The organism is Micromonospora humidisoli, from assembly GCF_016900955.1.
Lineage (GTDB): Bacteria > Actinomycetota > Actinomycetes > Mycobacteriales > Micromonosporaceae > Micromonospora > Micromonospora wenchangensis.
The window spans coordinates 162,380-175,856 of record NZ_JAFEUO010000001.1 but is presented as its reverse complement, the minus strand read 5'-3'; the positions used below and the strand labels follow the sequence as shown (position 1 = coordinate 175,856).

The window sequence follows — 13,477 nt, the reverse complement described above, 5'->3', positions numbered from 1 at the left end:
TACGTGCCCTCAGGGCGTCACATGACCGGGGATGACGGAGGCCCGACGGGCCTCCCACTCCAGGAAGCGCTCGGTCTCCGACAGCACGCTGCCGGCCAACCAGGTGACCATGACCGCGTCGTCCACCAGACCGAGCACGGTCAGGAACAGCTCCGGGACCAGGTCGACCGGCGACACCACGTAGACCGTCGCGGCCGTCATCATCGCCAGCCGGAGCCCGCCGTCGTACTCGCCCCGGGCGGTGGCCCGGATCATCCGGGGCAGCGCCGCCAGCCGGGCGCCCAGCGACGGACCACCCCGGGCGCCGGCCGCCAGCGACCGGGCCAACGCCGTGAACGCCGCGGTGCGCTTCAATGTCCTACCCATCTCATCCAGCCCCTCTCCACCGACCAGCGTGACTGGCCCGTGCAAGCCGTCGCCACCTGCGGCGGGACACCCACCGGTGATCCCGCCACCCGACCAGGTACCCAGAACCGTCGCCGCCCAGCCCGAAAACCGGCCGTCCCGACGGAGGCGGGGTGACGCTGCGGCGCGATAATGTCGCTGTATGGGGGTGGCAGGTTCCGTCGTACCGCTCGGTCCGCGCTGGCACCGCGCCCGGCAGGTGGCCCGGCTGGCGGCGATCGGCACGGGTGCCACCGCGGCGGCCGTCGCCGCGACCGGCGGCGTGCTGCTCGGGCAGGCCCGGCAGGCCCGGCGCACCATTCCGATGGCGCAGGCCCCGCCCCCGCGCTGCGACGGCGTCTACGGTGCCAAGATCCCCGGCCCGCCGCTGACCATGGTGATCCTCGGTGACTCCTCCGCCGCCAGCTACGGGGTGGCGCGACGCCGCGAGACCCTCGGCGCGCTGCTGGCCACCGGGCTGTCCCGGCGGCTGCACCGGGCCGTACGGGTGCACCGCTTCGCCGTGGTCGGTGCGCTCTCCGCCGGGCTGCGCCCGCAGGTCGAGGCCGCCCTGGAGTGCGCGCCTGACGTCGCGGTGATCCTGATCGGCGGCAACGACATCACCAACCGGTCGCCCTACTCCGTGGCGGTCCGGCACCTGGTCGACGCGGTCCGCACGCTACGCGCCGCCGGCTGCGAGGTGGTCGTCGGAACCTGCCCCGACCTGGGGGCGATCCGGCCGATCCAGCCCCCGCTGCGCTGGTTGGCCAGGCGGTGGAGCCGGCAGCTCGCCGCCGCCCAGACGGTCGCGGTGGTCGAGGCGGGCGGCTGGACGGTCTCCCTCGGTGACCTGCTCGGCCCCCGGTTCTCCGCCGAGCCGACCCGGATGTTCGCCTGGGACCGGTTCCACCCCTCCGCCGAGGGCTACGCGATGGCCGCCGCCGCGCTCCTGCCGACGGTGCTGTCGGCGCTCGGCAGCGGGGAGCGCCGGCCGACGCTGGCCCCGGGCGAGGGCGTACGGTCGCTGCCCCGGGCCGCCCACGAGGCGGCCCGCAACGCCGGCACGGAGGTCAGCGGCACCCAGGTCAGGGGCCGGGACCACGGCCCGGCCGGCCGCTGGGCGCAGCTGCGGCGGCGGGCCTTCTTCGGCGTCGCCCCGGTGCCGCAACCCGGCACCGGCGCCGACTCACCCCAACTGGAGGGACTGGCATGAGCGAGCACAGTGAGCGAACCACCTGGTGCCGCAGACGCCCCGCCGGGCCGGTCCCCGCCGCCGTGGACCTTCGGGCGGTGACCCCGTGACGGGCCGCTCACTCGGCGGCGAGCTGGCCGTACGGCTCGGCAAGGCCGCAGCGGTCTCCCTGGTCGCCGGGACGATCGGTGGCGCGGCGGTGCTCGCCGGTCAGGCGGTGGCGGCCCGCAACCGCGACTACGCCCAGCCGGAGCTGGGGCTGGCGCTGCGGGCCACGGTCGGCCGGGCCGGTGCCCCGCTGCTGCGGCTGGTGCTGCTCGGTGACTCCTCGGCGCTCGGCGTCGGGGTGGCCCGCTTCGACGAGACGGTCGGCGGTCAGCTCGCCCACCTGCTGACCGAGGGGCCGACCGGCCGGCGGGTGCACCTGTCCAGCGTGGGGGTGTCCGGTTCCCGCTCCACCGACCTGGCGACCCAGGTGGCGCGGGCGCTGCTGGGTGACCGGCCGGACGTCGCGGTGGTGCTGATCGGAGCGAACGACGCCACGGCCATGCGGCGGCCGGCGGAGGCGGCGGCGTACCTCGCCTCGGCGGTGCGTCGGCTGCGGGAGGCCCGGGTCGAGGTCGTCGTCGGCACCTGCCCGGACCTGGGGGCGGTACGCGCGGTGGCCCCGCCGCTGCGGCAGGTGATCGGCTGGTCGGGCCGGCGGGTCGCGCGGGCACAGACCGCCGCCGTGCTGGAGGCCGGTGGCACGGTCGTCGACCTGGGCACGGAGACCGGGCCGGTGTTCCGGGCCGACGCCGGGACGCTCTGCCACGACGGTTTCCACCCGTCCGCCGACGGTTACCGGGTCTGGGCGCACGCCCTGCTGCCGGCGGTCGTCGCCGCCGCGAACGTCGCCTCCCGGCACTGAGCGGTCTCGATCCGTTCCGCCGGCTGCGAGGAGTCGCGGCCGGCGGGCGGACCGGCCGGGCCGGCACGGGTGACATTTCCCGCTGGCCGGCGTCCTTCCGCGCCAAGTTACCGTCAAGTTAACGTTGGTTCATGCCGATTGAGTCGTCCCGCGACGCCGTCATCGTCGCCACCGCCCGGTCCCCCATCGGCCGCGCGTTCAAGGGTTCCCTGCGTGAGGTCCGCCCGGACGACCTCGCCGCCACCATCGTCCAGGCCGCGCTGGACACGGTCCCCGGCCTCGACCCCACCACCATCGACGACCTCTACGTCGGCTGCGGGCTGCCCGGCGGCGAGCAGGGCTTCAACCTGGCCCGGGTGGTCGCCACCCTGATGGGCCTGGACGGGTTGCCCGGGGCCACCCTGACCCGCTACTGCGCGTCGTCGTTGCAGACCACCCGGATGGCGATGCACGCGATCCGGGCCGGCGAGGGCGACGTCTTCGTCTCCGCCGGGGTCGAGATGGTCTCCCGGTACGCCCGGGGCAACTCCGACACGCTCCCGCCCGAGGCGCAGACGCTGGTCGGCGGCGGCTGGGAGAATCCACGGTTCGACGCGGCCCGGCAGCGGTCGGCGGCCCGCGCGCAGGGCGACGCCGAGGTGTGGACCGACCCGCGTGAGGCCGGTCAGCTCCCCGACATCTACCTGGCCATGGGTCAGACCGCGGAGAACCTGGCCCAGGTGTACGACATCACCCGCGAGGAGATGGACGCGTTCGGCGTACGCAGCCAGAACCTCGCCGAGAAGGCCATCGCCGACGGCTTCTGGGCCCGCGAGATCACCCCGGTCACCACCCCCGACGGCAGCGTGGTCGACACCGACGACGGGCCGCGCGCCGGGGTCACCCCGGAGGCGGTGGCGGGGCTGAAGCCGGTGTTCCGCCCGGACGGCCGGATCACCGCCGGCAACTGCTGCCCGCTCAACGACGGTGCCGCCGCCGTGGTGGTGATGAGCGCCCAGCGGGCCGACGAGCTGGGGCTGACCCCGCTGGCCCGGATCGTCTCCACCGGCGTCACCGCCCTGTCGCCGGAGATCATGGGCCTCGGCCCGGTCGAGGCGTCCCGGCAGGCGCTGCGCCGGGCCGGGATGACCGTGGACGACGTCGACCTGGTCGAGATCAACGAGGCGTTCGCCGCCCAGGTGATCCCGTCGTACCGGCAGCTCGGCGTCCCGGAGGAGAAGGTCAACGTGATGGGCGGGGCGATCGCCGTCGGCCACCCGTTCGGGATGACCGGTGCCCGGATCACCGGCACCCTGCTCAACGCCCTGCAGTGGCACGACGCGACCATCGGCCTGGAGACCATGTGCGTCGGTGGCGGTCAGGGCATGGCGATGGTGCTCGAACGGCTCAGCTGAGCCCTACAGCGCGCCGCGGGTCGCCGTCACCAGGGCGGCGGCCCCGGCCAGCACCGCCTCCGGCGGGCCGGCGGCCACCAGGTCCGCCGCGACCACCCGGAGCTGGTCGGGCAGCGCCATCGGGTGCGCCAACCGGGGCACGTCCCGCCGGGGTTCGCCCTCGGCGTCGGCCGCCAGGTCGGCGACCTCCTGCACCAGCTTGTGCACCAGGTCGGCCCGGGACACGTTGCCGCCCGCGGCGACCGCCGCCCAGCGCGGCTGCTGCCAGTGGCCCACCTGACGGACCAGCAGGTCCACCGCCCGACCCAACTCCGCTGCGCTCATCGTCGGCGAGTCTACGCACCACCGGCCGGAGGTGCGCAGACGACGACGCCCGCCGCCGCAGGGTGCGCGGTGGCGGGCGTCGGGTGCGAAACCGTCAGTCGTCGCCCTGGAAGTAGCTGATCAGGCGGAGCATCTCCAGGTAGAGCCAGACCAGGCTGACCACGATGCCGAACGCGGCCGTCCAGGAGTAGCGGGCCGGCAGCCCCATCCGGACGCCGTCCTCGACCTCCTTGAAGCTGAGCACGAAGCTCAGCGAGGCGACCACGATGCAGACCAGGCTGAACCCGATGGCCAGCGGGCTGCTGTCGCGCAGGCCGGTGTTCACGCCGAACAGCGCGAGCACCAGGTTGATCAGCATGACGGCGAACAGGCCCGCCATCACAGCGATCATGCCCTTGACGAACTTGGGGGTGGCCCGGATGACGCGCGCCTTGTAGAGCATGGTCATCACGAAGAAGACGCCGAAGGTGGCGACCACGGCCTGGAGCACGATGCCCTGGTAGGCCGTCTCGTAGACCTTGCTGACCAGGCCGACGAACGCGCCCTCGACGATCGCGTACACGACGACCAGGGCCGGGTTGGCGACCCGGGAGAACGAGATGATCAGGCCGAGGACCAGGCCGACCATCGCCGCGCCGATCCACGCGACGCCGAGCACCGAATCCGGCACCAGGATCCAGGCGGCGGCGGCGGAGACGCCGAGGATGGCCAGGAGCGCGACGGTCTTGACGACGACGTCGTCGACGGTCATCGTGCCGGACACCGTCGGGGCGACCGGGGAGCCCGGCTGGCCCGGGTACTGCTGCGGAATGCCGGGCTGTCCGTAACCGTACGGCCCGGGCTGGGCGTACCCGGCGGAACGCTCCCGCTCGGCCGCCTGGCCGAGCCGGGCGAGCACCGGGTTCGAGGTCTTCACTGTCTCAGGCCTCCCTCAGGGGGTCAGTCGCACGCAAACGTGCACTCCCAGGGTAGACGGCGGGGCCCTACCGCCGCCGGTCGGGAGGCTGTGGGAAAGCTGAGAGTGTGGTGCCCGGGGCGGGTCTCGAACCCGCACGCCTTGCGGCAGCCGCTTTTAAGGCGGCCGTGTCTGCCGTTCCACCACCCGGGCGGGAGCGCGTCACGTCGATGCGCTGCGGTGCAGTCACACGGTAACCGGTCCGCGTCGCCCCGACGTACCCCGCCGACGTCGAACGCCCCTTCCCGCGAGGCGGAAAGGGGCGTTCGGCGTCGGACCGGACGGTCAGGCCGCCCTGCTGGTGATCGGGATCGGCTGCGACGCCTCCGCGAACTCCTCACGCGGGTCGTGCAGCTGACCGAGCGCGACCACCTCACGCTTGAGGAAGAAGGCCAGCGACCAGTCCACCACGACCCGGACCTTGCGGTTGAACGACGGGATCCGGCTCATGTGGTACGTCCGGTGCATGAACCAGGCCGGCCAGCCCTTCATCTTGATGCCGTACACCTGGGCCACGCCCTTGTGCAGGCCGAGGCTGGCCACGCTGCCGGCGTGCTTGTGCTTGTAGTCGACAGGCGGCCGGCCCCGCACCACCAGCGCGATGTTGTCGGCCATCCGGGCGGCCTGCCGCACCGCGTGCTGGGCGCTCGGCGAGCAGTAGTTGCCCGGTTCCTTGGTGAGGTCCGGGACGGCGGCACAGTCACCGGCGCTCCACGCCCCCTCGACCACCCGGTCGCCGTCGACGACCTGGAGGGTGGGCAGGCAGGTGACCCGCCGCCGCTCGTCGCGGGGGAAGTCGGTGCGGTCCAGCATCGGCGACGGCTTCACGCCGGCCGTCCAGACGATGGTGTCGGAGCGGAAGCTGTCGCCGTCGGAGAGCTTCACCACACCGTCGACGCAGGACTCCAGCCGGGTGTCCAACCGGATGTCCATGTTCCGCTTGAGCAACTGCTGCACCGTGTACGCGCCCATGTCCCGGTCGACCTCGGGCAGCACCCGCTGGGTCGCCTCGACCAGCACCCAGCGCATGTCGTCGGGCTCCAGCTCCGGGTAGTAGCGCAGCGCGTCCCGGGCCATGTCCTCCATCTCGGCCAACGCCTCGATGCCGGCGTAGCCGCCGCCGACGAAGGTGAACGTCAACGCGGAGCGGCGGACGTCGGGGTCCGGCGTGGCGGCGGCCACGTCGAGCCGGTCCAGCACGTGGTTGCGCAGGTAGATGGCCTCACCGATGGTCTTGAACCCGATCCCGTGCTCGTGCAGGCCGGGGATCGGCAGGGTGCGGGACACCGAGCCGGGGGCCACGACCACCTGGTCGTAGGGGATCTCCCGGGTCGGGCCGGAGATCGGCTGCACCACGGCGGTCTTGCGGCTGTGGTCGATCCGGGTCACCGCGCCCGCGACGACCTTGCACTTGCGCAGCTCGCGTCGCAGCGGCACCACGGAGTGCCGGGGGGAGATGTTGCCGGCCGCCGCCTCGGGCAGGAACGGCTGGTACGTCATGTGCGGCTGCGGGTCGACCACCACGACCTCGGCCTCACGGGAGCTCAGCTTCTTGGACAGGCGCAGAGCGGCGTACAGGCCCACGTGCCCGGCACCCACGACAAGGATCCGCTTCGGATTCACGTCATCCATCTTTCCCCGGGCGGCTGCGGAAATACCCTTCGAGACCCCCATCTGTGACGGAGCACAACAGCTGTGAGCTGCGCAACGTCGCCTCACCGACGGCGCAGCAGCCAGCCCAGCAACCCGCTCAGACCCACCGCCACCAGCAGTCCCACCACTGTGGCGAGCTGGAAACCGTCATCCGGGCCGAGTTGCCCCGCCCGGGTCAGCAGCACCCCGGCCACCGCGGAGGCGAGCACCACCGCGCCGGCCCGGATGAGCCAGCGCAGCACCACGTCCGGGTCGACCGCCCCGTCGTAGGGCAGCACGGCCAGCAGGGCACAGAGGGTGTGTCCGAGGTAGAGCAGGGTCGCCACCACCAACAACCGCCACAACGCGATCGGCCTGTCGTAACCGGCCGAGGCGAACACCCAACCGCCCACCGTGACCAACGCGGCGAAAGTCGGCCAGATCCGGCGCGGGGCCACCGCCGGCAGCACCGCCACCACCGTCAGCGCGAGCAGCGACCGGGCCTGGAACAGCTCCACCGGGTACGCCAGCAGCAGGCCGGCCAGCACCACCAGGAAGACCAGGCCGCGCACCAGCAACGGCAGCAGGGCCACCCGGCGCACCGCCGTACCCGCCTGGCGGACCCGTTCCCGGGCCGCCTCGACCGGGCTCACCGGCCACCCACCCGGGGTGCGGTCGCCAACCGGGCGACGTCCCGCAGCACCTGGTCCAGGCTGCCCGCGCCGGCCCACCCGACCACCGGCACCCCGTGCTCCCGGAGCTGGGCGATCATCGTGTCCCGGTCCAGCCGCCACAACCGGTACGCCACCGGCGCCCACCCCCGGTCACCGGGCGGGGCGAGATCGGTCGGCAGGGTGTCCACCGCCACCACGAAGCGACCGCCCCGGGCCAACCGGGCCAGCATCTGCGCGGACCGCTCGTCGAGCAGCGGGGTGAGCACCACCACCAGCGCGTCGGCGGAGAGCACCTGCGGGCCGAAGACCTGGTCGTACGAATCGTGCGGGGCCGACTCGGCGTGCACGTCGAGCAGCCACTCCAGCACCGTCAGGTACTGCCGGCGGCCGGTGGCCGGGCGCAGCCGGCGGGCCGCCGGACCGTACTCCAGCAGCGCCACCCGGTCACCCCGGTGCAGGTAGTGCTCGGCGATCGCGGCGGCGGCCCGGACCGTGGTGTCCAGCACGGACGCCGCCCCGGCCACCCCGCCGGAGCGGCCCGCCTCGGCCAGCACGTCGAGCAGGACGACCACCTCGGCGTCCCGGTCGGACAGGGTCGACGCCACGTGCAGTTGCCGGGTCCGCAGCGACACCCGCCAGTCGATGCGGCGCAGCCGGTCCCCCGGCCCGAAGACCCGTACCCCGGCCAGTTCGCCGCCCTCCCCCGGCCGCCGCGAGCGGTGCGCGCCGACCAGCCCGGCGGCCCGGGGCATCGCCTCCACCGCCTCGAACGGTTCGGTCTTCGGGTAGACCCGCATCCGCACCGGTTCGGTGAGCACCGCGCGGGAGACCAGCAGCCCGTCGGCGGCGGCGGCGCGGGCACCGGCCGGGCCGATCGGGTGCCGCCCCCAGCGCAGCGCGGTGCCGGTCAGTTCCAGGTCGACGGCGGTGCCGCTGGACAGCGCCGTCACGAAGGGCCGGTCCATGCCACCGGAGCGGCTGACGTCCAACCCGATCCCGCCGAAGTCGGCCCGGCGTACCGACAGCCACGGCGAGACCCGGGTCCGGACCACCACCACGTCGTACGGCACGGTGTCCGGGTTGCCCACCGCCACCGCGCCGGCCAGGTCACCGCCCTCGACCAGTTGGGCGTCCTCGGCGGTGATCGCCAACTGCGGGGCGGCGGTCGGCCGGCGGCGCAGGGCGTACGCGGTGCCGAGCGCGAACGGGGTGGCCAGCACCACCAGGTCGACACGGCCGAGCAGCACGGCGGCGATCAGCAGCAATCCGGTGAGCAGCACCGCCCGGCCCAGCGCCCAGGTGGGCGACCAGCCCGCCGTCGGCTCCTGACGGTCCGGCACGACGATCAGCGCCCGGCCCGGCCGGCCGCGTAGCTGGGCAGCGCGCCGCTGGCCGGGGCCGGGGTCTGCTCCAGCACCTCGCCGACCACGAACGACGGGTCCACCCGGCGTAGCCACATCTCCGGACGCAACGTGATCCGGTGCGCCAGTGCGGGGGCGGCCACCTCCTTGACGTCCTCCGGCACCACGTAGTCCCGACCGGCGAAGACGGCCCGCACCCGGGCCAGCAGCAGCAACGCCAGCGAGCCCCGGGGGGATGCGCCGACCAGCACCGACGGGTGCTCCCGGGTGGCCGCGGTGAGGTCCACGATGTACCTGCCGACGGAGTCCTCCACCACCACGTCCTCCAGCGCGGCCTGCATGGCCCGCAGGGTTCCGGCGTCGACCACCGGTTCGATCTGCGCCTCCTCCCGGCGGCGGTCCATCCGGCGACGCAGCACCTCCCACTCCTCGTCGCGCTGCGGGTAGCCGAACGACACCCGCAGCAGGAACCGGTCGAGCTGCGCCTCCGGCAGCGGGTACGTCCCCTCGTACTCGATCGGGTTGGCGGTGGCCAGAACGTGGAACGGCTCGTCGAGCCGGTAGGTGACACCCTCGACGGAGACCTGCTTCTCCTGCATCGCCTCCAGCAACGCCGACTGGGTCTTCGGCGGGGTCCGGTTGATCTCGTCGGCGAGCAGCAGGTTGGTGAAGAGCGGGCCGGCCCGGAAGGAGAAGTCGCCGCTGCGCTGGTCGTAGAGGAACGAGCCGGTGACGTCGGCGGGCAGCAGGTCGGGGGTGAACTGGAGCCGGCGGAAATCCAACCCGAGGGCCTGGGCGAAGGACCGCGCGGTCAGCGTCTTGCCCAGGCCGGGCAGGTCCTCCAGCAGCACGTGCCCGCCGGCCAGGATGCCGGCGAGGACCAGTTCCAGGGCCTCCCGTTTGCCGACCACGACCGTGCCGACCGCGTCCAGCACCGCCCGGGCCAGGTGGCCGACCTCCGTGGCGGGAATGCTGCGGTCCACGTCGTTCATCAGATCTTCTCCAGTTCGGCGACGATCGCCGCGAGGTCGCGCGGCGACGGGGGACGGCGGGAGGGGGTGTCGAGGAAGCTCCACAGCGGCTCCCCGAGCAGGGCCCGCGCCCGGGTCGGGTCGGACTCCCGGGTCAGGCCGTGGCGTTGGCGCAGCCGCTCGTCGGCCAGTTCGCCGAGACGGGGCAGGATCCGCTCGGTGAACCGCTCCTGGTTGCCCGACGACCAGTCCAGCGGTCGTTCCCAGCCGTTGATCGCGGCCCGCAGCGCGTCCCGGGCCGCCCAGTTGTAGGCACCCGGTTCCTCCCCGGCGGGGGTCCGGGCACCGCTGCGGGGCGGGGGCGGCGGGGACAGCGCGGCGGTGACCCGGCGGACGGTGAGCACCGCCAGCACCCCGGCCACCACGATGCCGAGCGACAGTTGCAGGCCGACCGCGCGCAGCCCGACCACGACCACGGCGGTCACCCCGGCGGCGGTCAGCAGCAGCCGGAACAGCCAGCGCACGCGCCCGCCCCGGGCCCGACCGGACCGGGCCGGCGGCTCCTCCTCGAAACTGAACAGGTCGTCCAGACCGGCCGACTCGCTCACCCCGACACCCCGCCGGGTGCGTGGCGGGCGGTCACGCCGGCACCTGCGGGTCGGCCAGGGCGGCGAGTTCACCGCGCAGCCGGCGCAGCGCCCCCCGGGCCTGGTCCCGCATCCGCGCGTCGACGCTGCGGGTGGCGTAGCGGGCCTCGCGGTAGACGTGGGCGAAGCCGTCCAGCACGTCGGCGCTGGCGATCGCGGGCACCCCGGCCGCCGGGTCGCCGCGCAGCAGCCGGGTCACCAGGTCGGTCGGGGTGTCCCCGGTGAGCCTCGGCACGCCCGCCTCGGTGGCGGCCTCCTCCAGCCGGACCCAGCAGGCGATGACGGCCGTACGCGGGTCGGTGTCGGCGTCGTCCAACTCCTCCAGACCGGCGTCGAGCGCGGCCACCACCTCCCGCGCGGTGCCCTCGGCGGTACGTCGGGCCCGCGCCACCGGGACCGTCCGGGTGGTCCGCCGCAACGCGCCGCGCAGCAGGGTGAAGGCCAGGTAGCCGAGGGCGGCCAGGATCGCCGTGGCGAGCAGCACGATCGCGGCCGTGGCGATCCACTGCGGGACGCTCGGCCGGGTCTGCGCGGCCTCGGTACGCGGCTCGATCGGGATCGACGCGGCCGGCTCCGCCGTGGGGTAGTCCGGGACGTAGGGGATGTTGTCGGCGGCCGGCGGGATGCGGCTCGCGCCGATCGAGGAGTGTCCGGCGGCGAGCGCGGCGGCGAGCAGCAGCAGCGTCACCAGGGCGACGGGCCACCACCTGCGCAGTACGCCGAGGTCCATCGCCACCGTCCCACGCTGCTCAGTCCACCCCCGCGAGCTGTTTCGCCCGGGCGAACACATCGTCCAGCATCTGTGTGGTCAACCGCCCGGTGAAGGTGTTCTGCTGGCTGACGTGGTAGCAACCGAGCAGATCGGGAGCGGCCGACCCGGACCAGTGTGCCCCATGGCCGAAGACCGGTCGCGGGCTGGGCGGCCGGACGCCGTACACCTGGCGTAGCACCGGCCACCACGCCGCCCAGGCGAACGCGCCGAGCGCGACGACCACCCGCAGGGTGGGTCGGATCAGCGCCACCTCCCGGTGCACCCAGGGGGCGCAGGTGTCCCGCTCGGCCGGCGTGGGCTTGTTGTCCGGCGGGGCGCAGCGCACGGCGGCGAAGATCCGCACGCCGGCCAGGGTGAGACCGTCGTCGGCGGCGACGCTGGTGGGTTGGTTGGCCAGCCCGGCGCGGTGCAGGGCGGCGAAGAGCACGTCGCCGGAGCGGTCCCCGGTGAAGACCCGGCCGGTCCGGTTGCCCCCGTGCGCCGCCGGGGCCAGCCCGAGGATGGCGATCCGGGCCTCGGACGCCGGACCCGGCCCGGTGGCCGGCGGGCCCGCGCCACCGCGCCCGGCACGGTTGTCCGGGGCACCGAAGCCGGGCACCGGGCGACCCCAGTAGTCCTGGTCGCGGAACGCGGCCCGCCTGGTGCGGGCGACCTCCTCCCGCCAGTCGACCAGCCGGGGGCAGGCGAAGCAGTCGGTGATCGCGCCGTCGAGGTCGGCCAGGTCGGTCGCCCGCGCGGCGCGGGCGACCACCTCGGCGGGGGTACGGGACCCGGCCGGCCCGGGCACCGTCAACGCCCCCGCCCGTCGGCTGGCCGGTGCTCAGCCAAGCTTGGCCCGGAAGAGTTCGAGGGTACGGGCCCAGGCGGTGGCGGCGGCCCGCTGGTCGAAGTTCTCCGGCCGGTCCTCGTTGAAGAACGCGTGCGCGGTGCCCGGGTAGTCGTACGTCTGGCAGGTGCCGCCGGCGTTCTCCACGGCCCGGCGCACGGTCTGCACGCCGTCGGCGGCGGACAGGCCGTCGGCCTCGGAGCAGTGCACGACGGCCGCCTTGCCCGCGTAGTCGGTCCACTCGGCGGGCATCCCGTCCCACGGCAGCCGGGGATAGAAGGCGGCGGTGGCGACGATCCGCTCGGCCCGGGTGGCCGCCCACAGCGCCAGGCTGGCCCCGGCACAGAACCCGGCGCAGCCCACCTTGCCGGTCACCTCGGCCCGGCCGGCCAGGTATTCCGCCGCCACGGCGATGTCGGCCGCCGCCTCGTCCATCTGGGTGCTGTTGAGCATCTGCCGGGGCTCGCTCGGCTTGCTGGCCGGCTGGCCGTGCCGGAAGTCGGGGGCCAGCGCGACGAAGCCGGCGTCGGCGAACCGGTCCACCACCGAACGGATGTGCGGGACGAGGCCCCACCAGTCCTGGATGACGATGACCGCCGGGCTGGCCGTGCCGCTGGACGGTATCGCGAGATACCCCTCGCCGGTCCCCGCGTCACGGCGGTAACGCACCATCTCACCCATCGGCCCGTCCTCCTGTCGGTCAGTCATCGTTGGCTGGTCGCAGGGCGTTCCTACGTGTCGGTAGCCTGCCACGCCGTACGCGTGCCGGGAAGATGCCGGAACAGTGGCATATACCTCCCGTTCACCGGACGGTGGCATGCAACACGCCGACGGCGGCGCGGGATTCCCGCGCCGCCGACCGCGGATCGTCGTCCGGCCGGGCTATCCGTGCCCCGACCTGGCCGCTGGGCCTGCCGGTCAGGCCTTCTTGGTCAGGCCTTCTTGGTCAGGCAGAGCAGGTAGCCCTTGCCGCCCGGGGCGATGTTGTAGAAGACGTAGCCGTCCTCACCCTCCTTGATGTACTGCTCGCACGCCTTGCCGGTCTTGGCCTGCGCCTCGGTCTGCTCCTCCACCCGGCCGACCACGTTGTAGACGGCCTCGGTCGAGGTGCACGTGACCACCTTGGCGTCACTCACCGACTTCTCCTGCGTGCCGGTCACCTCCGGCAGCTCGGCGATGCAGTCGCCGGCCTTCGCCTCGGCCGTCTCGTCGGGGTTGAGGAAGTTGCCGATGGCGCTGGCGACGCCGAACTTCAGCGCCGCGATCACCAGGAAGGCGACGATCGCGCCGATGATGCCGAGCGCCTTCTTCGCGCCGCCACCCTTCGGCTCCTCCGGCTGTGCGGCGGGGGCCGGGGTGACCGACTCGGACTGGGCCACCTGCTCCGCCTGCGGCGCGGGGGACGATGCGACCTGCTCTGACACTGAATTTCCTT

15 protein-coding genes and 1 tRNA gene are annotated in these 13,477 nt (G+C 73.9%); 3 read left to right on the top strand and 13 right to left on the bottom strand.

The annotated features are described in order from the left end of the window. Window positions 1-9 precede the first annotated feature (9 nt). Complete coding sequence (locus tag JQN84_RS00770) at window positions 10-366, bottom strand: YkvA family protein (RefSeq protein ID WP_204956488.1); 357 nt, start codon at window positions 364-366, stop codon at window positions 10-12. A 181-nt stretch (window positions 367-547) separates the two neighbouring features. On the opposite strand from JQN84_RS00770, the gene JQN84_RS00765 reads away from it, so the two are divergent. The 3 genes from JQN84_RS00765 (at window position 548) to JQN84_RS00755 (ending at window position 3,880) form a co-directional block, all read left to right on the top strand. Further along, window positions 548-1,597, top strand: coding sequence for an SGNH/GDSL hydrolase family protein (locus tag JQN84_RS00765; protein ID WP_204956487.1), 1,050 nt, complete (start codon window positions 548-550; stop codon window positions 1,595-1,597). An 85-nt stretch (window positions 1,598-1,682) separates the two neighbouring features. Next, on the top strand, window positions 1,683-2,486 hold the full coding sequence (locus JQN84_RS00760; protein WP_204956486.1) for an SGNH/GDSL hydrolase family protein: 804 nt from the start codon (window positions 1,683-1,685) through the stop codon (window positions 2,484-2,486). A gap of 131 nt (window positions 2,487-2,617) precedes the next feature. Then, entirely contained in the window at window positions 2,618-3,880 is a 1,263-nt protein-coding gene (locus tag JQN84_RS00755) for an acetyl-CoA C-acetyltransferase (protein WP_204956485.1), read from the top strand. A gap of 3 nt (window positions 3,881-3,883) precedes the next feature. On the opposite strand, the gene JQN84_RS00750 is transcribed toward JQN84_RS00755, so the two are convergent. The 12 genes from JQN84_RS00750 to JQN84_RS00695 all read right to left on the bottom strand — a co-directional run bounded on the left by JQN84_RS00750 (window position 3,884) and on the right by JQN84_RS00695 (window position 13,466). After that, the gene (locus JQN84_RS00750; RefSeq protein ID WP_204956484.1) at window positions 3,884-4,204 is read right to left on the bottom strand and encodes a hypothetical protein; all 321 of its coding nucleotides are present in this window, start codon (window positions 4,202-4,204) and stop codon (window positions 3,884-3,886) included. 94 nt (window positions 4,205-4,298) lie between these two features. Beyond that, entirely contained in the window at window positions 4,299-5,120 is an 822-nt protein-coding gene (locus JQN84_RS00745) for a Bax inhibitor-1/YccA family protein (RefSeq protein WP_204956483.1), read from the bottom strand. Between the two features lie 108 nt (window positions 5,121-5,228). Further along, window positions 5,229-5,312 (bottom strand) — tRNA-Leu (locus JQN84_RS00740). 132 nt (window positions 5,313-5,444) lie between these two features. Beyond that, window positions 5,445-6,782 carry an NAD(P)/FAD-dependent oxidoreductase gene (locus JQN84_RS00735; RefSeq protein ID WP_204956482.1) on the bottom strand — a complete coding sequence of 446 codons (1,338 nt, stop codon included), beginning with the start codon at window positions 6,780-6,782 and terminating at the stop codon, window positions 5,445-5,447. A gap of 92 nt (window positions 6,783-6,874) precedes the next feature. Further along, window positions 6,875-7,444, bottom strand: a complete 570-nt coding sequence (locus tag JQN84_RS00730; RefSeq protein ID WP_204956481.1) for a hypothetical protein — start codon at window positions 7,442-7,444, stop codon at window positions 6,875-6,877. Further along, entirely contained in the window at window positions 7,441-8,805 is a 1,365-nt protein-coding gene (locus tag JQN84_RS00725) for a DUF58 domain-containing protein (protein ID WP_372445865.1), read from the bottom strand. The genes JQN84_RS00730 and JQN84_RS00725 overlap by 4 nt, the downstream gene beginning before the upstream one ends. Before the next feature lie 5 nt (window positions 8,806-8,810). Continuing rightward, window positions 8,811-9,818, bottom strand: coding sequence for an AAA family ATPase (locus JQN84_RS00720; RefSeq protein ID WP_145917951.1), 1,008 nt, complete (start codon window positions 9,816-9,818; stop codon window positions 8,811-8,813). Further along, window positions 9,818-10,405, bottom strand: coding sequence for a hypothetical protein (locus tag JQN84_RS00715; protein WP_204956480.1), 588 nt, complete (start codon window positions 10,403-10,405; stop codon window positions 9,818-9,820). Before JQN84_RS00715 ends, JQN84_RS00720 begins: the two co-directional genes overlap by 1 nt. A 31-nt stretch (window positions 10,406-10,436) precedes the next feature. Continuing rightward, window positions 10,437-11,174 (bottom strand): DUF4129 domain-containing protein, encoded by a 738-nt coding sequence (locus tag JQN84_RS00710; RefSeq protein WP_204957257.1) that lies wholly within the window; start codon window positions 11,172-11,174, stop codon window positions 10,437-10,439. A gap of 19 nt (window positions 11,175-11,193) precedes the next feature. After that, a complete protein-coding gene (locus JQN84_RS00705; protein WP_372445864.1) occupies window positions 11,194-12,003 on the bottom strand; it encodes a uracil-DNA glycosylase in 810 nt (269 codons plus the stop codon). Window positions 12,004-12,036: 33 nt separating this feature from the next. Further along, window positions 12,037-12,723 carry a dienelactone hydrolase family protein gene (locus JQN84_RS00700; RefSeq protein WP_204957255.1) on the bottom strand — a complete coding sequence of 229 codons (687 nt, stop codon included), beginning with the start codon at window positions 12,721-12,723 and terminating at the stop codon, window positions 12,037-12,039. Between the two features lie 251 nt (window positions 12,724-12,974). After that, complete coding sequence (locus JQN84_RS00695; protein WP_281900470.1) at window positions 12,975-13,466, bottom strand: LppU/SCO3897 family protein; 492 nt, start codon at window positions 13,464-13,466, stop codon at window positions 12,975-12,977. Window positions 13,467-13,477 lie beyond the last annotated feature (11 nt).

What these genes read in the sequence shown, in the direction of transcription:
- JQN84_RS00710 (WP_204957257.1), bottom strand. Translation starts at nt 11,174, where the DNA reads ATGGACCTCGGCGTACTGCGCAGGTGGTGGCCCGTCGCCCTGGTGACG.
- JQN84_RS00755 (WP_204956485.1), top strand. Translation starts at nt 2,618, where the DNA reads ATGCCGATTGAGTCGTCCCGCGACGCCGTCATCGTCGCCACCGCCCGG.
- JQN84_RS00765 (WP_204956487.1), top strand. Translation starts at nt 548, where the DNA reads ATGGGGGTGGCAGGTTCCGTCGTACCGCTCGGTCCGCGCTGGCACCGC.
- JQN84_RS00720 (WP_145917951.1), bottom strand. Translation starts at nt 9,818, where the DNA reads ATGAACGACGTGGACCGCAGCATTCCCGCCACGGAGGTCGGCCACCTG.
- JQN84_RS00770 (WP_204956488.1), bottom strand. Translation starts at nt 366, where the DNA reads ATGGGTAGGACATTGAAGCGCACCGCGGCGTTCACGGCGTTGGCCCGG.
- JQN84_RS00750 (WP_204956484.1), bottom strand. Translation starts at nt 4,204, where the DNA reads ATGAGCGCAGCGGAGTTGGGTCGGGCGGTGGACCTGCTGGTCCGTCAG.
- JQN84_RS00700 (WP_204957255.1), bottom strand. Translation starts at nt 12,723, where the DNA reads ATGGGTGAGATGGTGCGTTACCGCCGTGACGCGGGGACCGGCGAGGGG.